The 21,010-nt window shown below is 70.5% G+C and carries 18 protein-coding genes; 11 read left to right on the top strand and 7 right to left on the bottom strand.

Annotated elements, in window-relative coordinates; translation table 11 throughout:
• The first annotated feature begins 23 nt into the window (after positions 1–23).
• The 5 genes from ACVTJA_RS09140 to ACVTJA_RS09120 all read left to right on the top strand — a co-directional run bounded on the left by ACVTJA_RS09140 (position 24) and on the right by ACVTJA_RS09120 (position 5,106).
• On the top strand, positions 24–1,862 hold the full coding sequence (locus ACVTJA_RS09140) for a patatin-like phospholipase family protein (protein WP_465835609.1): 1,839 nt from the start codon (positions 24–26) through the stop codon (positions 1,860–1,862).
• Between the two features lie 197 nt (positions 1,863–2,059).
• Positions 2,060–2,905: a chymotrypsin family serine protease gene (locus ACVTJA_RS09135; protein WP_465835607.1), complete on the top strand. Its 846-nt coding sequence runs from the start codon at positions 2,060–2,062 to the stop codon at positions 2,903–2,905.
• A 48-nt stretch (positions 2,906–2,953) separates the two neighbouring features.
• Positions 2,954–3,577, top strand: a complete 624-nt coding sequence (locus tag ACVTJA_RS09130; protein WP_465835605.1) for an AgmX/PglI C-terminal domain-containing protein — start codon at positions 2,954–2,956, stop codon at positions 3,575–3,577.
• A 39-nt stretch (positions 3,578–3,616) separates the two neighbouring features.
• On the top strand, positions 3,617–4,453 hold the full coding sequence (locus ACVTJA_RS09125) for a GNAT family N-acetyltransferase (protein ID WP_465840345.1): 837 nt from the start codon (positions 3,617–3,619) through the stop codon (positions 4,451–4,453).
• A 29-nt stretch (positions 4,454–4,482) separates the two neighbouring features.
• Positions 4,483–5,106, top strand: coding sequence for a MiaE family protein (locus ACVTJA_RS09120; protein WP_465835603.1), 624 nt, complete (start codon positions 4,483–4,485; stop codon positions 5,104–5,106).
• Positions 5,107–5,110: 4 nt separating this feature from the next.
• Here ACVTJA_RS09120 and ACVTJA_RS09115 read toward each other — a convergent pair whose 3' ends face one another.
• Positions 5,111–6,976, bottom strand: a complete 1,866-nt coding sequence (locus ACVTJA_RS09115; protein WP_465835601.1) for an SLC13 family permease — start codon at positions 6,974–6,976, stop codon at positions 5,111–5,113.
• Positions 6,977–7,211: 235 nt separating this feature from the next.
• Here ACVTJA_RS09115 and ACVTJA_RS09110 point away from each other — a divergent pair, with 235 nt between their 5' ends.
• The 4 genes from ACVTJA_RS09110 to ACVTJA_RS09095 all read left to right on the top strand — a co-directional run bounded on the left by ACVTJA_RS09110 (position 7,212) and on the right by ACVTJA_RS09095 (position 12,738).
• Positions 7,212–8,258: an Rpn family recombination-promoting nuclease/putative transposase gene (locus tag ACVTJA_RS09110; protein ID WP_465835599.1), complete on the top strand. Its 1,047-nt coding sequence runs from the start codon at positions 7,212–7,214 to the stop codon at positions 8,256–8,258.
• Positions 8,259–8,543: 285 nt separating this feature from the next.
• A complete protein-coding gene (locus tag ACVTJA_RS09105; RefSeq protein ID WP_465835597.1) occupies positions 8,544–10,337 on the top strand; it encodes a phosphoenolpyruvate carboxykinase (GTP) in 1,794 nt (597 codons plus the stop codon).
• A 143-nt stretch (positions 10,338–10,480) separates the two neighbouring features.
• A complete protein-coding gene (locus ACVTJA_RS09100) occupies positions 10,481–11,305 on the top strand; it encodes a hypothetical protein (RefSeq protein ID WP_465835595.1) in 825 nt (274 codons plus the stop codon).
• Positions 11,305–12,738, top strand: a complete 1,434-nt coding sequence (locus tag ACVTJA_RS09095) for an ABC transporter substrate-binding protein (RefSeq protein ID WP_465835593.1) — start codon at positions 11,305–11,307, stop codon at positions 12,736–12,738. Before ACVTJA_RS09100 ends, ACVTJA_RS09095 begins: the two co-directional genes overlap by 1 nt.
• On the opposite strand, the gene ACVTJA_RS09090 is transcribed toward ACVTJA_RS09095, so the two are convergent.
• The 5 genes from ACVTJA_RS09090 to bioB form a co-directional block, all read right to left on the bottom strand.
• On the bottom strand, positions 12,719–13,897 hold the full coding sequence (locus tag ACVTJA_RS09090; RefSeq protein WP_465835591.1) for a pyridoxal phosphate-dependent aminotransferase: 1,179 nt from the start codon (positions 13,895–13,897) through the stop codon (positions 12,719–12,721). The two genes, ACVTJA_RS09095 and ACVTJA_RS09090, sit on opposite strands and share 20 nt — an antisense overlap.
• A complete protein-coding gene (locus ACVTJA_RS09085) occupies positions 13,894–14,172 on the bottom strand; it encodes a hypothetical protein (protein ID WP_465835589.1) in 279 nt (92 codons plus the stop codon). Before ACVTJA_RS09085 ends, ACVTJA_RS09090 begins: the two co-directional genes overlap by 4 nt.
• Positions 14,173–14,304: 132 nt before the next feature.
• Positions 14,305–14,988: a dethiobiotin synthase gene (bioD, locus tag ACVTJA_RS09080; protein WP_465835588.1), complete on the bottom strand. Its 684-nt coding sequence runs from the start codon at positions 14,986–14,988 to the stop codon at positions 14,305–14,307.
• Positions 14,972–16,288: an 8-amino-7-oxononanoate synthase gene (gene bioF, locus ACVTJA_RS09075; RefSeq protein WP_465835586.1), complete on the bottom strand. Its 1,317-nt coding sequence runs from the start codon at positions 16,286–16,288 to the stop codon at positions 14,972–14,974. Before bioF ends, bioD begins: the two co-directional genes overlap by 17 nt.
• 10 nt (positions 16,289–16,298) lie before the next feature.
• Positions 16,299–17,327: a biotin synthase BioB gene (gene bioB, locus ACVTJA_RS09070; RefSeq protein WP_465835585.1), complete on the bottom strand. Its 1,029-nt coding sequence runs from the start codon at positions 17,325–17,327 to the stop codon at positions 16,299–16,301.
• Between the two features lie 189 nt (positions 17,328–17,516).
• Here bioB and ACVTJA_RS09065 point away from each other — a divergent pair, with 189 nt between their 5' ends.
• On the top strand, positions 17,517–19,067 hold the full coding sequence (locus ACVTJA_RS09065; RefSeq protein WP_465835584.1) for a hypothetical protein: 1,551 nt from the start codon (positions 17,517–17,519) through the stop codon (positions 19,065–19,067).
• 94 nt (positions 19,068–19,161) lie between these two features.
• On the opposite strand, the gene ACVTJA_RS09060 is transcribed toward ACVTJA_RS09065, so the two are convergent.
• Complete coding sequence (locus tag ACVTJA_RS09060) at positions 19,162–19,431, bottom strand: GlsB/YeaQ/YmgE family stress response membrane protein (protein ID WP_465835582.1); 270 nt, start codon at positions 19,429–19,431, stop codon at positions 19,162–19,164.
• Positions 19,432–19,612: 181 nt separating this feature from the next.
• On the opposite strand from ACVTJA_RS09060, the gene radA reads away from it, so the two are divergent.
• Positions 19,613–20,977: a DNA repair protein RadA gene (gene radA, locus ACVTJA_RS09055; RefSeq protein WP_465835580.1), complete on the top strand. Its 1,365-nt coding sequence runs from the start codon at positions 19,613–19,615 to the stop codon at positions 20,975–20,977.
• Positions 20,978–21,010: the final 33 nt, after the last annotated feature.

The following is a 21,010-nucleotide window of genomic DNA, read 5'->3' as shown; positions in this document are numbered from 1 at the left end:
ACTCCTGACGGGGGACCGACTCGATGACCCGGAGCACCACCTGCCTGCTGTTCCTGGCCGCGCTCGCCACGCTCGCGAGCGGCTGCTTCCTGCGGACGGACTACCTCCTGGGCGAGCTGAACAAGCCCTCGGAACCCAAGGCCGCGCCTCCGCCCATTCCCGCCCGCGAGCGCGTGGCGAGGATGACGCGCTCCCACCTCGTGGACGCGTACGTGGACCCGCGCGAGGTGGCCCGCTGGATGTCCAACATGGGCAGCTCGCCCCAGGTCATCCTCGACCAGTTGGAGTGCCTGCGGAAGTCGTCCGGCGGCACCAACAAGGTCTGCTTCGAGAAGTTCATGGACAAGGCGGTGACGGACTCGCTCTGGGGCCTGCCGCCGCCGCCCAAGGACGTGGACCCCATCAACCCCAACCCCGCCGAGGTGGACGCGGCGCGCTTCCTCGCCAACGCCATGGGCATCGCCCAGTCGCTGGTGGCCCTGCAGGACTCGCTGCAGGAGCCGGTGGGCCCGGACGTGCTCGGCCCCGGCATCCAGGAGGGCGCCGAGTCCGCCGCGCAGTACGTCAACGCCCGCCGCTGGAGCCGCAAGCTGGGGCGTCCGTCCAACGCCGTCGTGCTCAGCGGCGGCGGCGCCAACGGGGCCTTCAGCGCCGGCATCATGTGGCGGCTGCTCGGCATCCTCCAGGAGTGCCGCGGCAAGCCCGCGCCGGAAGGGTGTGGGGATGCGCGCATCGACCTCGCCGCCGGCACCAGCACCGGGGCGCTCATCAGCACCCTCGTGGACCTCTTCCACACGCCCGGCCAGGAGGTGCGGGCCCGCCGGCTGCTGCTCGACAACTACACGTGCTCGGTGGAGTCGGACCTGTACTGCGTCAACTCCACCTGGATTTGGAAGATTGCCTCGGACCTGCGCGGGCTCGTCCGCTTCGACGGCGTGCAGGACAAGCTGCGCAGCGCCGTCGTCCCCGCGCAGCTCACGAATGACACGGAGCTCGTAGCCGTCTCGGTGGACTTCAACACCGGCGACGTCTACGGCATCAGCGACCAGGACCCGCAGGACATCGACCCGAACGCGTCCGAGCAGCAGCGCGTGGAGGGCTTCGTCAACGCGGCGGTGGCCTCCATCGTCGAGCCCGTCCTCGCCGAGCCGGTGCCGTGGGTGCCCTCGAAGGCGGGCCGCTTCCAGGGGACGTTCCTCGACGGCGGCGTGCGCTCCGGCCTGCCGCTGCTCCAGGCCGTGCAGCGCGGCGCCGAGCGCGTGCTGGTGATTTCCACCGGCGGCCTCCAGGCGGAGACCTCCAACCCGCCGTCCAACGCCGTCAACACGCTGATGCGCACCATCGACCTCTTCGTCGCGCAGCCGCGCGTGGGCGAGGTGCAGCAGGGCGAATTGGCCGCCGTCAGCCGCCGCTTCGCCGAGTACAACGTCTGCGAGGAGCGGCTGGCGGACGTGCAGAACTCGGGCAACGTGGGACCGTTCTGCCGCCGCACCGGTCCGGGCTTCGTCCCCAAGGAGCCCGTGGCGCTCCAGGCGGCCACCAGCATGTGGCTGGGCGCCGCGCGCTTCGAGCAGGTGGCGTCCAGCTGGCGCTCCGCGTGGATGTTCCGCCCGGAGTCCGCGCTGCAGACGGCCAGTGGCTATTCCTTCTCGCCCGCCGTCATGCGGCCCCTCTTCCAAGACGGCGTGAAGACCTTCCAGCAGCGGTGCACGGAGGTGCTGCGCCTCTTCGACATCCGCGGCGACATCGCGAAGCGCGAGTGCGACAAGTCCGCGGAGGAGGCGGTGGCGGAGGCCGAGAAGCAGTTCCACCCCGTGGGGATGTGCACGGAGAAGAAGCCGGAGCAGCGCAAGTGCGACTGACGACCGAGCAGATGCGGCGCGTGGTCCACGCCATCTCCGTCGGCAAGGACCCGGCCCCGCCGCCCGTGGCGCGGCTGGCGGCCCGCTCCGCGCAGAAGCTGGACAGGGCGCCCCTCCTCGCGAAGGAGCACGCGCCCTGGTGGACCGCGCCCAACGTGGTGGGCCTGTGCTTCGCGCCCAAGGTGAGCCGCGGGCGCGTGGATGATTTAGCGCTCCAGGTGCTGGTGCGCCTCAAGCGCCCCAAGCACCGAGTACCGGAGAAGCGCCGCATCCCCGAGACGGTGCGCGTGGACGGCCTGGGGCTGCGCGGCCGCGTGCCCACCGACGTGCGCGAGGTGGGCGAGCCATGGCTGGAGTCCTTCATCAGCGACGACAGGCCGGTGCTGCCGGGCTTCAACATCAGCCACCGGCGCGGCGGCTCCGGCACGCTGGGGTGCGCGGTGCGCGCTGTCGACACGGGCGAGCTGCTCGGTCTGTCCTGCGCGCACGTCCTCGGCAACTTCGGCCTGGGCGCCCCCGGGGACAGGGTGCTCGCCCCATCGCAGGAGGAGGCGAGGGACCATGGAGGCCTCGCGGCCGCGCGGTTCGGCACGCTCGTGCGCATGGGGCCGCTCGTCCCCGGCCGCGAGCAGGGCCCCACCAACGTGGACGCGGCCACGGTGCGCCCGGACTCGCCCGAGCTGCTGGGCACGTCCATCGCGGTGCTGAACCTCCGGCCCACCGTGCAGCGGGACGACGTTCCCATCGGCCTACCGGTGCGCATGGTGGGCGCCACCAGCGAGCAGGTGTCCGGCACCGTCGCGGCGCTGCACCTCACCATCGGCCTGCCCTACCCCACCGCGGACGGCGGCACGCAGTTGCTCTGGTTCACGGACCAGCTCGGCCTCACCTCCTGTACGAATCCGGGGGACTCGGGGGCGCTGGTGGTGGACGAAGCAGGCGCGGCGGTGGGCCTCCACCAGGCAGGCGCCGAGGGCCTGAGCGTGTGCACGCCCATCCGCCGCGTGCTCGACAGCGTCGGGTGCACCCTGCCGCCGGAGTGAGACCTATCCTTCCTCCAGGGCGCCCTCCCCGGCGCCCCGAGTGAGTGCATGGCCAACCCGTCCGTCATCCGCTGGGCCGTCATCCCCCTGGTGAGCCTGGGCTTCCTGGTGCTCGCCGCAGCGCTGTCCTGGTGGCTCACCCGGCCGGAAGTCCCACCACCCGAACCCCACCGCCCCGAGGTGGCCTCTCCGCCCGACCCGTCCATTCCTCCGATTGAACGGCCCGCCGTCGTCCCGCCCCCGCCCTTCCCCTCCCACCCGAGCCAGCTCCCGGCCACGCCCACGCCCACCGAGACGGCCACGGCCCCCGGGACGCGGCGCGTGGTGGAGGTGGAGCCCGTCATCGAGTCCACCACCGGGCGCATCTCTCCCGAGGACGTCCGAGTCGCCATCCGGTCCGTGACTCCGCTCGTCCAGGAATGTTTCGAGGACGCGGCACAGCGAAACCGGGGGCCGCAGACGGTGCGGCTGCGGTTCACGGTGGAGGGCCAGGGCGAGGCGGGGCAGATGACGGGTGGTGAATTGCTGGCGAGCACCATTCCGGACCCGATGGTGCAGGCGTGTGTGCTGGACTCGCTCCTGGACGCCCGGTTCCCCGCCCCTCCGGGTGGGGGGAAGGCGACGGTCGTCTATCCCTTCGAGTTCCGCGTACTGGGGGAGGCTGGCCGGTAGGGGCGGGTTTTGCGTAAGGTGACACTCCCCCGCCCCCACATGCCCGTCACCGTCGAACAGCTTGGTACCCGTGACGCGGAAGCCCTGCGCGCGCTGCTGTCGAAGGACCCGGTCCACAACCTCTACCTGCTGGGGTTGCTGGAGGAGTTCGGCATCGCTCCGCGAGGGCGGGTTCCCTTCGCCTTCTACGGGCGCTTCGACAACCAGGTGCTCACCGCCGCCGTCTTCGTGGGCGGTGATGGGGGGCTCGTCGTCCCCAGCGCGAGTGACGCCACCGCCACCAGCGTCATCGCGGACGCGCTGGCCTCGACGCTGAAGCTGCGCGGCACGGTGGGGGACAAGGCCGCGGTGGACGCGCTGGTGCGCAGCCTCTGCCAGGGCAAGCCGCGCCTGTCGCGCACGCAGCGGCTGTTCAGCGTGTCCGCGGATGATTTGGGCCCCTTCACCAATCCGCTCCTGCGGCTGGCGCGCGAGGAGGACCTGCCCCGGCTGATACCCCTGGCCCAGGGCTACGTGCGCGAGGCGATGGAGCGGGACCCGCTGGCGGAGGACCCGCGCGGCTACGAGGCCCGCGTCATCCAGCGCGTGCGCCAGCGCCGCACGTACGTGTTGGAGGAGGCGGGCGGACTGGTGTTCAAGGTGGACATCGGCAGCCGCTCCCAGTACGGCGCGGAGCTGGAGGGGCTCTACACGCTGCCGTCCGAGCGGAAGAAGGGCCACGCCACGCTGTGCCTGGGGCAGATTTCCCGGCACCTGCTGTCCTCGCTGCCCCGGCTGACCCTGCGCATCGACGAGCGCGACGAGAGCACCGCCCGCATTGCCCGGAAGGTCGGCTACCTGGCCGGCCGCACCCAGCGTCTCGTCCTGGTCGACTAGGCCCGCGTGCCCTACAGTCCGGCGCGTCCATGAGCCGTCCCACGCCTTCCCGCCGTCCCCTCTCCGGAGAGGGTCCCGTCATCCTCCACGCCGCCACGGACTCGCGCTGGCTGCCGCTGGCGCTCGAGCGCTTCGACGAGGTGCTGGTGGACCACGCCCACTGCGAGAAGAAGGCCGCCGCCAACGCGCTGTCGCTGCTCCAGGTGTACCCGGACCTGCCGGGCCTGCCGGCGCAGATGGCGCGGCTGGCGCGCGAGGAGAGCGCGCACCTGGCCAAGGTGCTGGAGTTGATGGACGCGCGTGGACTCACGCTGACGAAGGACTCCGGGGACCCGTACGCGCAGGGCCTGCAGAAGCTGGTGCGCACGCCATTCAACGAGCGCCGCGTGGACCGGCTGCTGGTGGCCGCCGTCATCGAGGCCCGCTCGTGCGAGCGCCTGTCCCTGCTCGCCGAAGGGCTCACCGACCCGGCGCTCGCGCGCTTCTACGGAGAGCTGGCCCAGTCCGAGGACGGGCACCAGTCCCTCTTCTTCCGGCTCGCCGTCACCGCCGCCCAGGGCAACGAGGCCCTCGTGCGCGAGCGCCTGGAGTGGATGCTGGAGCGCGAGGCGCAGGTCATCGCGGACGTGGGCCTGCGCGCGGCCATCCACTGAAGCGTCAGGGCCCCGGACTCACGGGAGCCACGACACTCACCGGCGTCCCGCCCGCGGGCGCCTCGTGCGCGGCCTGCTGGAAGGGCCATACCCAGGGCACGGCCACCACGAGCGCGGCCACGAGCAGCGCGGTGAGCGGCGTGCCCAGGCGGAAGAAGTCCGTGAAGCGATAGTGCCCGGGGCCGTAGACGAGCACGCAGCTCGGCTCCAGCGGGGTGATGAACGAGCAGCTCGCCGCCAGCGTCACGCCCATGGCGAAGGGCCGCGGGTCCACGCCGAGCTGCTGCGCCGCATTGAGGGCCACCGGCAGCACCACCAGCGCCGCGGCCTGGTTGCTCATGGGCGCGGACAGGATGATGGTCAGCACCATCAGCAACGCCATCACCATGCGCGGGCCGCCATACGCGCCCAGCTTCGCCACCGCGTCGCCGATGAACTTCCCCGCGCCGCTCTCCTCCATGGCCAGGCCCAGCGCCATCATGGAGCCGATGAGCAGCACCACCCGCCAGTCCACGCGGAAGGCAATGCGCGCGTCCACGCAACCGGTGGCAATCATCGCCAGCATGCCAGTGAGCCCGGCCACCGCCAGCGGCACCACCTCCAGCGTCCCCGCCGCCAGCGCGCCGAGGAAGAGCACCACCGCCAGCAGCGCCTTGCCGTGACGCGGGGGTTGGTACTCGTGCCCGCCCAGCACCACGAGGTTGGTACTACCCGCCAGCTCCGACACCTTCTCCTTCGGCCCGCGCAGGAGCAGCACGTCGCCCACCGACAGCGGCAGCGTCGACATCGAGCGCTCGCCGAAGATGCGTCCCAGCAGTTGCAACTTGGTGACGCGTTGAATCGCGGGTGCACGGTGTAGCGCCAGCGCGACGAGGCCGTAGCGCTCCAGGAACAGCGTCTCCTTCAGGCTGCGCCCCACCAGCGTACTGCCCTGGGGCACGCTGGCTTCGATGAGGATGCTGTCCTTGTCACTCAGCTCGGAGTCCGAGAGCTTCACGTCCGGGCGGATTTCGATGCCGCGCAGGTCCTTCACGCGGAGGATGTCCTCACGGTTGCCCTCGACGATGAGGCGCTCGTCGCCTTGAAGCCGGTGCGTCGGCACCGCCGGGAGCGTCTGCCCGTCGCGGAGGATGCCGATGACGCGCAGGCCCAGCCCTTCCGTGATGTCCGCCAGCTCCTTGCCGATGTAGCGCGAGTCCGGTGGCAGCACGGCCTCGGTGAGGTAGTCGCGCAGCGTCCAGTCCTCCATGCCGCCCTGTCCCTCGCGCGCGGGCAGGAGCAGCGGCGCCAGCAGCACCACCACGAGGATGCCGATGACGGCGAGCGGGAAACCCACCGGCGCCAGCTCCGCCACGCCGATGGCGGGCATCCCCATGCGCTGCAGCGCCGCGGACACCACGAGGTTGGTGGACGTGCCGTAGAGGAAAATCATGCCGCCCAGCATCGACGCGTAGGCCAGCGGAAGGAGCACCTTGCTCTTGGGCACCTTCGCACGGTGCGCGGCTCCGATGGCCACGGGCAGGAAGGCCGCCGTCGTCACGGTGTTGGAGATGATGGACGAGAAGGCCGCGACGGCGACCATCATCGCCATGACGAAGGTCTGGTGGCCGAAGCGGGCGAAGAAGGCCAGTCGCTGGCCGATGAGCTGCACCACGCCCGTGGAGGCAAGCCCCTGCGTCATGGCGAGCAGGGTGAAGATGAAGATGACGGTGTCGTTGCTGAATCCCTCGAAGGCCTGCGTCGGAGTGAGCACACGGGTCAGCGCCAGCAGACACACCACCACGAGCGAGCTGACCTCGATGGGGATGGAGTCGATGGAGAACAGCACCAGCGCGACGACGACGATGCCGAGGACGATGGCGATGGTCATGGGTCCCGCCACCAACCTGTGCCCTGCATCCCCACGGGGTGAGCCCCTTGGAGCACCGGGCCGTCAACTATTGGATGCCCGGCCGCTACTCCGGAGCACCCTGCTTGGAGGGCAAGGCGGCGGCCAGACGCCCGGGCACGGTGCGCCGTGATGGTCCGCCGCGAGGCACGCTCGAACAGCGCCGCTCGAGGATAAGCCTCCGTCTGGCCCGCCGCGTGCTTTGGGCCGGGCCTCCATGCCTGGCCCGCACGACCTCTTCGTCCGCTACACCTTCGGCCATCCCGAGCGGGCCGCGGCCGAGCTGCGCGCCGTACTGCCCGAGCAGGTCGTCTCGGCGGTGGACTGGACGTCTCTGCGCAGAGAGCCCGGCACTGTCGTGGACCCGGAACTGCGAGAAACCGAGAGCGATCTGCTCTTCACGGCGCGCCTGCGCACCGGGGAACCGCTGCTGCTGTACGTGCTGCTGGAGCACCAGTCCACGGTGGACCGGTGGATGGCGCTGCGCATGCTGCGCTACGTGGTGCGCCAACTGGAGCGCTGGCGCCAGGAACACCCTGACAGCACCGTGCTCCCGCCCATCCTCCCGCTCGTCATGTACCACGGGCCCGAGGGAGCCTGGACGGCGCCACGCCGGGTGGAGGAGCTCTTCGCGCTGCCCGAGCAGGGACGGGCACGGTGGCGAGCGCTGGTGCCGCGATTCGAGTACCTGCTCGATGACCTCACGGCGGAGCGTGAGGAGGCGCTGAAGTCGCGACCCGGTCCACCCCTGGTCCGGCTGGCGTGGCTCGCATTGCGGTATGGGCGCAGCAAGGTACTGGCGCGGAAACTGCTGGAGTGGGTGGCGCTCTTCGCGCAGGTGCAGGCAGGTCCCGAAGGCACCGAAGAACTCGTGGTGCTCATCCGCTACCTCCTGTTGGTGGGAAACGAGGCCGCGCGCGAAGCAACCGGGCGGGTGTTAAATTCGGTGCTGGGTGAGCAGCGAACGGAGGAACTGATGCGGGGCTACGGCGAGGAACTCATCGAGCGGGGACTCCAGCAGGGGCTCGAGCGGGGACTTCAGCAGGGGCTGGCCAAGGGCCGGGAGGAGGGCCTGGCACAGGGACTGACCCGCGGACGCGCCGAGGACATCCTGCGCATCCTCGCCGCGCGGGGCGTGCCGGTGGACGAAGCAGCCCGGCAGCGCATCCTCACGTGCACGAACATGGCCACGCTGGACCGCTGGTTCGACAGGTCCCTGAACGCCACCAGCCTCTCCGCGGTGCTCGACGACGTCGCCCAGTAACCGCTGCATGACGTCCCCCAGACGTCACCGCCTGCCCGAGCGCACGCAATCCGTGCTCTCACGTCATACGCGGTGCCCCTGGCGCACCGTGTCGTCAACTACTGGATGACCGGGCGCTGATAAGTGGAATTAGGAGACGCTGTCTGGCCGGCCGGTTTACTGCCGGACGGCAGTTGCATTCCCGGCGCCCATCCAGAAGCTTTGTCGTCTCTCCCGTTGGTAGGTTCCGGCCCCCTTGGGACGTACGCGGGAATCCCTATTTCGAGACGACACGAGGAAACTTCGATGGCTTCGACGCAAGCGGCGGCTGTGGGTGACAAGGCCCCCACGAAGAACCCCACGCTTCTGGCCTGGGTGGCCAAGATGGCCCAGATGACCCAGCCGGACAACATCGTCTGGTGCGATGGCTCCGAGGAGGAGAAGAAGCGCCTGACCGACCAGGCGGTGAAGGAGGGCATCCTCATCCCGCTCAACCAGCAGAAGCGGCCGGGCTGCTACCTGCATCGTTCGAACCCCAATGACGTGGCGCGCGTCGAGCACCTCACGTTCATCTGTACGCCCAACAAGACGGACGCCGGCCCCACCAACAACTGGATGGACCCGGACGAGGCCTACACCAAGCTGGGCCAGCACTTCGACGGCGCCATGAAGGGCCGCACCATGTACGTGGTGCCCTATGCCATGGGTCCCATCGGCAGCCCCTTCACCAAGATTGGCGTGGAGCTCACCGACAGCGTCTACGTCGTGCTGAACATGCGGATCATGGCCCGCATGGGCAAGCAGGCGCTGGACATGCTGGGTGACAGCGACGACTTCAACCGCGGCCTGCACAGCACCGGCGACGTGAATCCGGACCGCCGCTACATCTGCCACTTCCCCCAGGACAACACCATCTGGAGCTTCGGCTCGGGATATGGCGGCAACGTGCTGCTCGGGAAGAAATGCCTCGCGCTGCGCATCGGCAGCTACCTGGGCCGCGAGGAGGGTTGGCTCGCCGAGCACATGCTCATCCTCGGCGTCACCAGCCCCAAGGGTGAGACGACCTACGTCGCCGCCGCCTTCCCGTCCGCGTGCGGCAAGACGAACTTCGCGATGATGATTCCTCCGGCCGAGTACAAGGGCTGGAAGATTGAGACGGTCGGCGACGACATCGCCTGGATGCGCCCCGGTCCGGATGGCCGCCTGTACGCCATCAACCCGGAGGCCGGCTACTTCGGCGTGGTGCCCGGCACCAACTACAAGACCAACCCCAACGCCATGGAGACCATCTCCAAGGACACCCTCTTCACCAACGTGGCGATGACGCCGGATGGTGACGTGTGGTGGGAGGGCAAGGACGGCGAGGTGCCGGACGAGCTCACCGACTGGCAGGGCCGCCCCTGGAAGAAGGGCAGCGCGGAGAAGGCGGCGCACCCGAACAGCCGCTTCACCGCGCCCATGGCGAACAACCCGGCGCTGAGCTCCAAGGCCAACGACCCGATGGGCGTTCCCATCTCCGCCCTCATCTTCGGCGGCCGCCGCTCCAACACCGTCCCGCTGGTCATCCAGGCCTTCAACTGGACCCACGGCGTGTTCCTCGGCGCCACCATGGGCAGCGAGACGACGGCCGCCGCCACCGGCAAGGTCGGCGTCGTGCGCCGCGACCCCATGGCCATGCTGCCCTTCTGCGGCTACCACATGGGCGACTACCTCCAGCACTGGCTGGACATGCAGAAGGCCATCCCCCAGCTGCCGAAGATCTTCCAGGTCAACTGGTTCCGGCAGGACAAGAACGGCAAGTTCGTCTGGCCGGGCTTCGGGGACAACATGCGCGTCCTCGAGTGGATCGTGAACCGCGTCCACGGCCGCGTCCCCACGAAGGAGACGCTGCTGGGCTGGGTGCCGCGCTCCGACGAGGGCCTCAACCTCAAGGGCCTGGACATCTCCCCCGAGGCCGTCGCCGAGGCCACCTCCATCAAGGAGGACGAGTGGAAGGCCGAGCTGAAGAGCCAGGAGGTCTTCTTCGAGCAGCTCGGCACCAAGGCCCCCGAGGCCCTGATGCTCCAGCGCAAGCTGCTCATCTCGCGCCTGGAGACCTGAGCCTCCCTGTAGCGCTTTGAAGCCCTTCCGGGGCCGCCTCCCGCCTGCTCATGCCGGGCGTGGGGCGGCCCCGGAGTCTTTTCACGGGAAGTAAAGGCACCTCCTCGCCGTGCGGGCGGCTCCGGGCTAGGCTTCCGGGCACCATGAGATTGGCCTTTGTGTTGTCGGCGGCGCTCGCGTTGGCGCCGCCGGGGGCGCTCGCCCAGCGTGGCGGCGGGAAGAATCCGGCGGTCCTCATCCGCGAAGGTGAGCGGCTGTACGGAGAGCGGAAGTACCGGGAGGCGGCGGAGGCGCTGAAGAAGGCGCATGAAATCGCCCCCAACCCGAAGCTCATCTACAACATCGCCGTCGCCCTGGAGAACGCGGGCGAGCTGCGCGAGGCGCTCTCCTGGTACCAGCAGTACGTCAGCAACTCGGAGGGCACGGACCCCACGCTGCTCAAGCGCAGCGCGCGCGGCGTCGACCGGCTCCAGGTCCTCATCAAGAAGGAGGACGACGCACAGGCCAACGCGAGCGCCGAGCGTGAGCGGCTCCAGGCGGAAGCGGAGACCGCGCGCAAGCGCGCGGAGGAAGAGCAGCTCGTGGCCCGGCGCGCCGAGGAGGAGAACCAGCGCCGCCAGCAGGCCGAGTACGAGCGCGCGCTGAAGGCCTACAAGCGGGACCGCATCATCGCCTTCACGGTGGGCGGCGTGGCGGTGGCCGGCGTGGGCGCGGGCATCCTCATGGGCATGCAGGCGCGAGACGCGCGCGAGAAGTTCGACGCGGCCACCAACGTGAAGGACAAGGAGACCTACTCGGACAACACGAAGAGCAAGGCGCTGCTCGCGGACATCGGCTTCGGCGTGGGCCTGGCCGGGGCGATTACCGCCATCATCCTCTACCCGAAGGAAGGTCCGCCCGTGGAGGGCGAGGTGCGGGTGACGCTGGCGCCGCGTGGCGCCGGGGCCGGAATGGAGGTCAGCTTCTGATGCGCGCGCTGGGACTTTTGACGTGCGGCGCCCTGCTGCTGTCGGGCTGCAGCTTCACCACCGCCGGTGGCCTCACCGAATGCGAGACGAGCTCGGACTGCGACACCGCGCAGGTGTGCACCGAGGGCTTCTGCCTACCCCAGCCCGTGGGCTGCGGGGACGTGTTCGGCCCCACCTCCGAGCCCAACGCCATCGCGCTGGGCGCGGCGCTGCCCCTGACCACGTCCGAGGGCAAGGACGAGTCGGAGGAGCAGGCGCTCAACTCCATCAAGCTGGCCATGCAGGAGGTCAACCAGCGCGAGGGCATCAACGGCCGGCACTTCGTCCTCTACATCTGCGACACCGGCTCGGACCCCGCGCGGGCCCGCGAGCAGGCCGAGTGGCTGGTGAAGGAGAAGGCGGTGCCGGCGGTCTTCACCTCCGGCAGCTCGCAGACGCTTTCCGCCTCCACCGCCACCATCGCCGCGGGGGCGCTGCTGATGACGCACACCGCGACGAGCACGGAAATCGCCACGCTGACGGACAGGCCGCAGGGCGCCAACGCCCGCCTGGTGTGGCGCACGGCGCCCTCGGACACGCTGCAGGGCCGCATCATCGGCGACGTGCTCCAGGGCACCCAGGCCGTGACGGGCGACACGACGACCTTCCGCGACACGAGCAAGGTGATGCTGACCTACGTGGATGACCTGTATGGCCAGGGCCTGTCCGGCACCGTGCTCAAGCGGCTGACGAAGCCAGGCCTGACGGTGAGCACTGCGAAGTACAGCCGCAATGCGGACGTGACGGCCGCGGTGACGGCCATCAGCTCCCAGCAGCCCGACTTCGCGGTGCTGATGGGCTTCACCGAGGACAACGCGAAAATCATCAACCAGCTCGCCGCCCAGGGCCGCACCACGCAGAAGTGGTTCTTCACGGATGCCGGCAAGGACTCGACCCTGTTCACCAGCCTGGGCGCCAACAAGGGCCTGGTGGAGGGCGCCTACGGCACCGCCCCGGCCCAGGCCCGTCCGAACAGCGACGAGTACCTGCTGTTCCGCAACAGCTTCCAGGCCACCTACAACAAGGACCCGGGCCAGTTCTCCTTCACCGCGCACGCGTACGACGCCATGTACCTCGTCGCGCTGGGCACGGCCTGGGCGGCGGGCCCGGACGCCAGCAAGCCGCAGCCGATTACCGGTGCCCGCATCGCCGAGGGCCTGACGCATGTGACGCCGGCCCCGGGTTCCTCCGCGCCGCAGTTCGACCTGGGCTTCAGCGACTTCACCCGTGCCCGGGACGCCATGCGCACCGGCGCCACCATCGACGTGACGGGCGCCAGCGGCGACCTGAACTTCAACAACGACGCCGGCGAGGCCCCGTCCGAGTACGAGCTGTGGCAGGTGAGGAACGGCACCTTCCACTTCGTGCAGCTCATCAACCCGACGGCGGACTGAGCACCCGCGCCAGCACGTCCACGGCGGCGGCGAACACCTCGGGCTGGGGCAGCAGCGACAGCACGAGGAAGGCGCCGCCGCCGAAGTCGTAGAAGAAACCCGGTTGCACCAGCACGCCCGCGTCCAGCAGGGCGAGGCAGGTGGCCTCCTCCCCCGGCTCCTGGGGAATCCTCAGCACCGAGCTCCAGCCGCCGTGCGCGGGCACCACGTCCCATGTGGCGCCCGCCGGGCGGGACTGGATGAGCCGCCGCCGGTTGCCCTTCACGCGCTCCAGCACCGCGTCCTGGAAGCGGGGCACGTGCCGCGTCAGCAACTCCGGCAGCGCGAGCTGCACGGGCGTGCCCACCGGCAGGTACGTGTCCGCCAGCCACTCCAGCCGGGCCAGCGCCTCGTCTCGGAGTGCTCGTGGCCCGCCCACGTGCATCCACCCCAGCTTGAGGCCGGGCAGGCCAGCCACCTTCGAGAGGCCGGACAGGGCGAAGGTCAGTGCGGGCAGCGCGCGCCCGGCCACGGTGGCCACGCGCGCGGGCTCGGCGTCCCAGGCGAAGTCGCTGAAGACTTCGTCGGACACCAGCGCCAGCCCATGGCGCGCGCACGCGTCCGCCAGCGCCGCCAATTCGCCCTCGTGCAGGTAGTGGCCGGTGGGGTTGCCGGGATTGACGACGAGCACCGCGCGGGTGCGGGCGTCGCGCGCGGCCTCCACCTCGTCCACGTCCAGGCCGAAGCCGTGCGCGCGGGGCAGACGGTAGGGCTTCACCTCCACGCCCTCCAGGCGCGCGAGGTGCTCGAAGAGGGGGTAGCTGGGCGCGGGGACGAGGACGTTGTCCCCGGGCTCGCACAGCAGCTTGAAGAGCCAGCCGTAGGCCTCGCTGGTGCTGGCCGTCAGCACGAGGTGCTCGGGGGAGACGGCCGCGCCTCGGGCCGTCAGGTGCGCCGCCAGGGCGTGGCGCGCGGAGGGGAGGCCCAGGGCTTCCGGCGCGTAGCCACAGGCGCCGGGCGGGGCGACCAGGGCTTCCGCGGGGGCGGGCAGCCCCACTCGCGTGGGGTTGGACTCGGTGAGGTCCAACAGGGGGAGCCCGCGGGCGCGGTGCCGGGCGAGCGCCTCGGCCAGCGGGTTCGGGGTGCGAAGGAAGTCGGAGCGGGCGGAGAAGCCGCTCACAGGCCCGTCTGCAACATGGCGCTGGCCACGCGGCGGATGAGCTCCCGGCGCACTTCCTTGCGGCAGTGCTCGATGGCCTTCTCGTGAGGCCTGGGCAGCTCCGGGTCCCGGGTGCGCAGCGCCGTCCGGATGACGAGCTCGACCTTCGAGGGCTCGATGTGGAACAGCCGAGGCCCCTCCTTCTGGAGGAAGTAGCTGAGCCCCCTCTGGTCGATGAGCTTGGTGAAGAAGCGCCGGACGTCCGCGTGGAACGTGAGGTCGATGATGTCCGCCATTCGCAACGCGTTCTCGCGCGGAAAAAACGGCACGTCCATTTCACGGCCGAAGGGCCGAAAAACTTGCGTGACCTGTAGCACCGGACCTGTAGCGGAAACGCGCCGGAGGCCGATTTTCCGGCCTCCGCGCGCTCAGGGCACCAGCGCGCGCAGGGCCTGGCGGAAGGCGGCGTGCCGTCTGCGCGCGTCAGGAAGGTACGGCACCGGGCCCAGCACCGGCACGCCGTGGCGCTGCTCGAGAAGTTGACGGTTGTCGCGCTCGGATGGGTCCTTCGCGGGCGTACCGCGCGACAGCAGCACGGCCTTCACCGGAATGCGGCGCGAGGCAAGTGCATGGAGCGACAAGGCCGTGTGGTTGAGCGTGCCCAGGCCCGCGCGCGCCACCAGCAGCACGGGCAGGCGCAGGGTGGCGATGAGGTCGATGACGTCGTGCTTCGAGTCGAGGGGCACGAAGAGGCCGCCGGCGCCCTCCACCACCGCGTTGCCGTGGCGCAGCGTCTCCCAGGCGGCCAGGGTGACGTCCCAGTCCGGCTCGCGGCCCAGGCGTCGCGCGGCCACACCCGGGGCGAGCGGTGCACGGAAGCGATGGGGACAGAGCGCGTCCACGGGCAGCGTGCTGCGCGCGGCCTCGCGCATGGCCAGCGTGTCCGCGGGCGCGCGCAGGGAGGCGCAGCCGCTCTCGTAGGGCTTGAAGCCCTGGGGCTGGAGGCCGGCGTCGGCGAGCAGCGACAGCAGCGCGCAGGAGGCCTGCGTCTTGCCAACACCGGTGTCCGTACCGGTGACGAAGACTTGAAAGGGCTTACGGCTGGTGGCCACGGTGGTGCACCCCCACCCGGCGCAAGGCGTCCAGCGCCAGGTCGACATGGCCCACGGTGTGGGCGGCGGAGAGGCAGAAGCGCAGGCGGCTCGTGCCCTCGGGCACGGTGGGCGGGCGGATGGCCTTCACCAGCACGCCGGCCTCGCGCAGGCGGCGCGCGGCGTCGAGGGCCCGCTCAGGCTCGCCGAGGATGACGGGGAACACTGCGCTGCGGGCCTCGGCCTTGAGGCCCAGGGCGCGCAGGCCGTCCGCGAAGCGGCGGATGTTGCGCCACAGCCGCTCGCGCAGGGCCGGGTCTCCCTCCACGGCGTCCACCGCGGCCTCGGCGGCGGCACAGAGCGCGGCGGGCAGCGCGGTGGAGAAGACGAAGGGCCGAGCGCGAGACACCAGCAGATCCGCCACCGCGCGCGAGGTGGCCACGTACGCGCCCATGCCGCCCAGCGCCTTGCTGAGCGTGCCCATGCGCAACTCCACGCGCGACTCCAGGCCCAGCTCCTCGCAGAGGCCCGCGCCGCGAGCGCCCAGGATGCCGGTGGCGTGGGCCTCGTCCACCATCAATGCCGCGCCATGCGGCTCACACGCCTCGACGATTTCGCGCAGCGGGGCCACGTCGCCGTCCATGGAGAAGACGGTGTCCGTCACCACCAGCTTGCGGCGCGCGGGCGTCTCGGCGAGCGCGCGCGCCAGCGCCTCCACGTCCGCGTGCGGGTAGACGACGACGCGGGCGCGCGACAGGCGGCAGCCATCCACGATGGAGGCGTGGTTGAGCGCGTCGGAGAAGACGGCGTCGCCGGGCCCCACGAGCGCGGGGAGGATGCCGGTGTTGGCGGCGTAGCCGCTGTTGAAGAGGAGCACGGCCTCGGCGCGCTCGAAGGCGGCGAGGCGGGCCTCCAGCCGGTGGTGCGCGGACGTGTCGCCCACCACGAGCCGGCTGGCGCCGGTGCCCATGCCGTACCGCTCCAGCGCGGCGGCGGCGGCCGCGCGCACCGACGGCGAGGCGGCCAGCCCGAGGTAGTCGTTGGACGAGAAGTTGACGAGCGTCTCACCGCCCACGCGGACCACCGGGCCCTGGGGCGAGTCGAGCGGCTCGAGGTGGCGGCGCAGGCCGCGCGCGGAGAGGGCCGCGAGGTCCTCCCGGGCCCAGGAGGCCGCCACGCCCGTTGCTTCCGCGACGCTCTCCGCTCGCGCATCCGAGCCCGGCGCCTCGGCGTCCACTGCTTCCGGGGGCATGCGCGCCACCGCGTCCGGCGCCCTGCCCTCCCCGGCCTCGCGCCGGGCCGTCGATGTCGTGCCGCTCACGCGCGTGGCCCTACCGGTCCTGCCGGGGCTCCAGCGGGCGGATGCCGGCCTTCTCGAGCAGGGCCATGTCCTGGCCGTACTCGGGGTTGCCGGTGGTGAGCAGCTTCTCGCCGAAGAACAGCGAGTTGGCGCCCGCCATCATGCACAACAGCTGCGCCTCCTCGTTCATCTGCTGCCGGCCCGCGGACAGGCGCACCATGGACTGCGGCATCAGGATGCGCGCCGTCGCAATCGTCCGCACCATGTCCACGGTCTCCACGCGCGGCTGCTCGGCCAGCGGCGTGCCCTCCACGGCCACCAGCGCGTTGACGGGCACCGACTCCGGGTGGTGCTCCTGGTTGGCCAGCGTGCGCAGCAGGTTGCACCGGTCATCCACCGACTCGCCCATGCCGATGATGCCGCCGCAGCACACGGAGATGCCGGCTTCGCGCACGCGGTCGAGCGTCCGCAGCCGGTCGTCATACGTGCGCGTGGAGATGATGTCGCCGTAGTGCTCGGGCGAGGTGTCCAGGTTGTGGTTGTACGCGGACAGCCCCGCCTCCTTGAGGCGCTTCGCCTGGCTGTCGGTGAGCATGCCCAGCGTGGCGCACGCCTCCATGCCCATGGCGCGCACGCCGCGCACCATCTCCAGCACGCTGTCGAACTGCGGGCCGTCCTTCACCTCGCGCCACGCGGCGCCCATGCAGAAGCGCGTGGCCCCGGCCTGGCGCGCCGTCTTCGCGGCCGCCAGCACCTCCGGCACCGCCATCAGCTTCTCCGCCTTCACGCCCGTCTTGTAGCGGGCCGCCTGCGGGCAGTACGCGCAGTCCTCGGAGCAGCCGCCCGTCTTGATGGACAGGAGCGAGCACAACTGCACCTTGTTGTCCTGGAACACGGCCCGGTGGACCGTCTGCGCCCGGTGGACCAGGTCCAGCAGGGGCATGGCGTAGATGGCGCGGACCTCGGCGAGCGACCAGTCATGGCGCACCTCGACGCCCGGAGGCGGCGGCGCGGCCGTGTGGGAATGACCGTGGAAGGACTCGGCGGATGCGTCGGACATGGGCTCCTCGGCAGACATGAGGAGGGGGACCGTGCTCGGCCTGGGGCAACTTGTCAACGCCGTCGAGCAAACAGGTTGACGACTTCCCACCCCGGGAGGACGCGCCCCCGAATGCGGGGAAGGGTGCGACAAATTCCGCGCCGGTGTGTCGGTCATCCAAAGCGGAGCCACTCCGCACTGGAGCGCACCATGAGCATCAGCGGAATCAGCCGGACGACCACCCACTCCACCTCATCCACCCGCGAGGAGCCGAAGGACGAGTCCCTGACGGAGGAGTCCCGCCCGGAGAAGAAGCACCGGGCGCGGGGCTTCAGCACGCAGGACACCTTCCAGGTGGCCACCGCGGCGGCCCGCCCCGCGGCGGCGGTGGACCCCGAGGGGCCGGCCTCGGAGGCCAGCTCGGGCAAGGAGGCCGCGGCGCGGCTGAAGAACCCGGACAACTACGGGGGCCCCGAGGGAAAGAACAACCAGAGCCAGGACTTCATCGACACGCTCCGCAAGCACCAGAACGACCCCTCCTTCCTGAAGGAGCTCTACGCCGACCTCCCGGACGACAAGGCCACGGAGCTCTTCAAGAACGCCTCCGCCCTGGTGGGCAATGACAACCAGGTGCGCTTCGGGACGGACGCGGACCACCAGGCGGCGTTGACGGCGCTCGCCACCGGCACGAAGTTCCTGTCCCCCACCGCCGCGAAGCAGCTCGCCCTGGACGCGGCGAAGCCAGGCAGCGTCAACACGCTGGTGCCCATCCTCAAGCAGCCTCAGGCCAACGAGAGCATGCGCCGCGCCTTCCTGGACGAGGCCGTCAAGACGGCGGGCAGCTCCTTCATCGACGCGCAGAAGTTCGGCGACGTGCTGGCCTCGGACCCCAAGCGGGTCAAGGAGTACGTGGACCGGCTCGGACAGGAGAAGTTCCTCGGCATCATCAACAAGGGCCTGGAGCAGCCGCCCGTCAACGCGGCCTACACGACCCGCAACCTGAACGCGATGGACGGGCTCGCCAGGGTGGTGGGCCAGATTGGCGGGCTGAGTGGCGCGCAGTACGACGCCTTCAAGGGCAAGGTCTTCGACGCCGCCGTCTCCGCGCTGGGCAAGTCGCCTCCGGGGGACTCGCGCTACACGTCGCTGACGGACGGCATCTCCCGGCTCTACATGGGCAACCGCGACGCCGTCCACAAGAGCCTCCAGACGGCGAACGGGGCGCTGACCACGGACGGCCAGAAGGCGATGTCCACCTTCTTCGGGCGCGCCATGTTCTCCAAGCCGGAGTTCCCCTCGCAGGCGGCGCTGCGCAACAGCGTCTCGGCCACGCTGGGCGCCATGCGGGACGACCTGAACAGGTATGCCAACACCCCGAGCGGCCAGCTCCCCAACGACGTGAAGCGCGAGGCGCGGCTCATGGGCAGCCTGGTGGGCTCGCTCGAGGGCGGGTTCCAGCATGCGCTGGATGACCTCAAGAAGAAGAACGAGGCCATCGACAACACGGTGGACTTCCTCTTCACCGCGACGAAGTACCTCCCGGACCTGGAGCTGCCCGGCGTGGGCTCCGTGAAGGACCTCACCGTCGACAAGGTGAAGGACTGGGTGAAGGAACAGCTGCACGAGAAGGCGCAGGAGCCCAAGGACGCCATCCCCTTCAACAGCCTCTTCGGCGACAGCATCGCCCACCCGGACCTGGCCACGGACTTCAACTCGACGCGCTCGGACGCGTTCGTGAACCGCCAGGTCGGCCTGAGCTGAACCCGGTGCCACGCGGAAGAAACACCACGGGCCGGTGCCCACGGGACGTCTCCGGGACACCGGCCCTGCCGTCTTCAGTCAACCGGGGCCCGCGCTAGACGCGGACGCGGCGCCTGCTGCCGGCCATGCCCACCAGGAACAACACGAGGAGGGCGCCGAGGACGGAGAACAGCAGGCCCGTCGGATGCAGGTCGAAGATGCGGCCGTCACTGCTGAACAGCGAGGCGACGAAGCCGCCCACGAACGAGCCGGCGACACCCAGCAGCGTGGTGGCGATGAGTCCCATGGACTGGGTGCCCGGCATGATGGCGCGGGCGATAAGGCCCGCCAGCAGGCCGATGACCAGGAAAGCAATGATCCCCACGACAACCTCCCTTGCTTGAGGGGCGGCGCGGCTTGCGTCGCCCATGGGCAGCAAGGTGGTCTGCCCATCCCACCCGGACAACTTGACACGCGGGGGGTTGACACCGTGCCTGCCTGCTCTCCTGTCTGCCCGACCTGAAGGGGCGTAAAAACGTCAGGGTTCCGCGCTATTCACCCAACCCATGGCGAAGGCGAAGACGCATTACACCTGTCAGGCGTGCGGGTATCAGACGGCGAAGTGGCTCGGGAAGTGCCCGGACTGCGGGGCATGGAGCTCGCTGCTGGAGGAGACGGAAGCGAAGGTGGACGAGAAGCGCCCGGCGTGGGGCGCCTCGGGCGGGGCGGCGAAGCCCATGCTCCTCAAGGAGGTCAGCGGTGAGACGGAGGTCCGCCGCCGCACGGGCATCGCCGAGTTCGACCGCGTGCTGGGCGGCGGCGTGGTGAGCGGCTCGGTGGTGCTGCTGGGCGGAGACCCGGGCATCGGCAAGTCCACGCTGCTGCTGGCCGCATTGGACAAGCTGGCCCGCCACGGGCCGGTGCTCTACGTCTCGGGCGAGGAGAGCCTGCGGCAGACGAAGATGCGCGCGGAGCGGCTTCGCGTGGAGGCAGACGCCATCCACCTCTTCGCGGAGACGGACGCGGAGCGCGTGCTGGGCGCCGCCGAGGGACTCAAGCCACAGGCGCTGGTGGTGGACTCCATCCAGACCATGTACCTGCCGGAACTGGGCAACGCGCCGGGCAGCATCACCCAGGTGCGCGAAGTGGCGGGCCGGCTGATGGCGTACGCGAAGCGCACGGGGGTGCCCACCTTCATCGTGGGCCACGTGACGAAGGAGGGCTCCATCGCGGGCCCGCGCGTGCTGGAGCACATGGTGGACACGGTGCTCTACTTCGAGGGCGAGCGCGGCCACCCGTTCCGGATTCTGCGCGCGCACAAGAACCGCTTCGGCTCCACCAACGAGATTGGCGTCTTCGAGATGAAGGGCGCGGGGCTGGTGGAGGTGGCGGACCCGTCCGCGCTGTTCCTCTCGGAGCGGCCGGTGGGCAAGTCCGGCAGCGTGGTGACGAGCACACTGAATGGCACGCGCCCGCTGCTGGTGGAGGTGCAGGCGCTGGTGGCGCCCACGGGCTACGGCACCGCGCGGCGCACGGCCATCGGCGTGGACGGCAACCGCGTGGCGCTGCTGGCGGCGGTGCTGGAGAAGAAGGAGGAGATTCCGCTGGTGGGCTGCGACCTCTTCGTCAACGTCGCGGGTGGCATGCAGCTCAACGAGCCCGCGTGTGATTTGGCCGTCTGCGCGGCGCTGGTGAGCAGCCTGCAGAACCGGCCGCTGGACGCGCAGACGCTGGTGCTGGGCGAGGTGGGCCTCGCGGGCGAGGTGCGCGCGGTGGGCCAGGTGGAGCCCCGGCTGGCCGAGGCCGCGAAGATGGGCTTCCAGCGCGTGGTGCTGCCCGCGGGCAGCGCGCGGCGCCTGGAGAACGCAGGGAAGATGCGCGTGGTGGGCGTGGAGACGCTCGGCGAGGCGCTGGCGGCGATGTTCGACTGACGCGGGGCCGGACGCCGCGCGCCAGCGCCTCAG

The organism is Pyxidicoccus sp. M6, assembly GCF_055568925.1.
The sequence above is the reverse complement of the archived record's forward strand: the minus strand, read 5'-3'. Positions and strand labels throughout refer to the sequence as shown.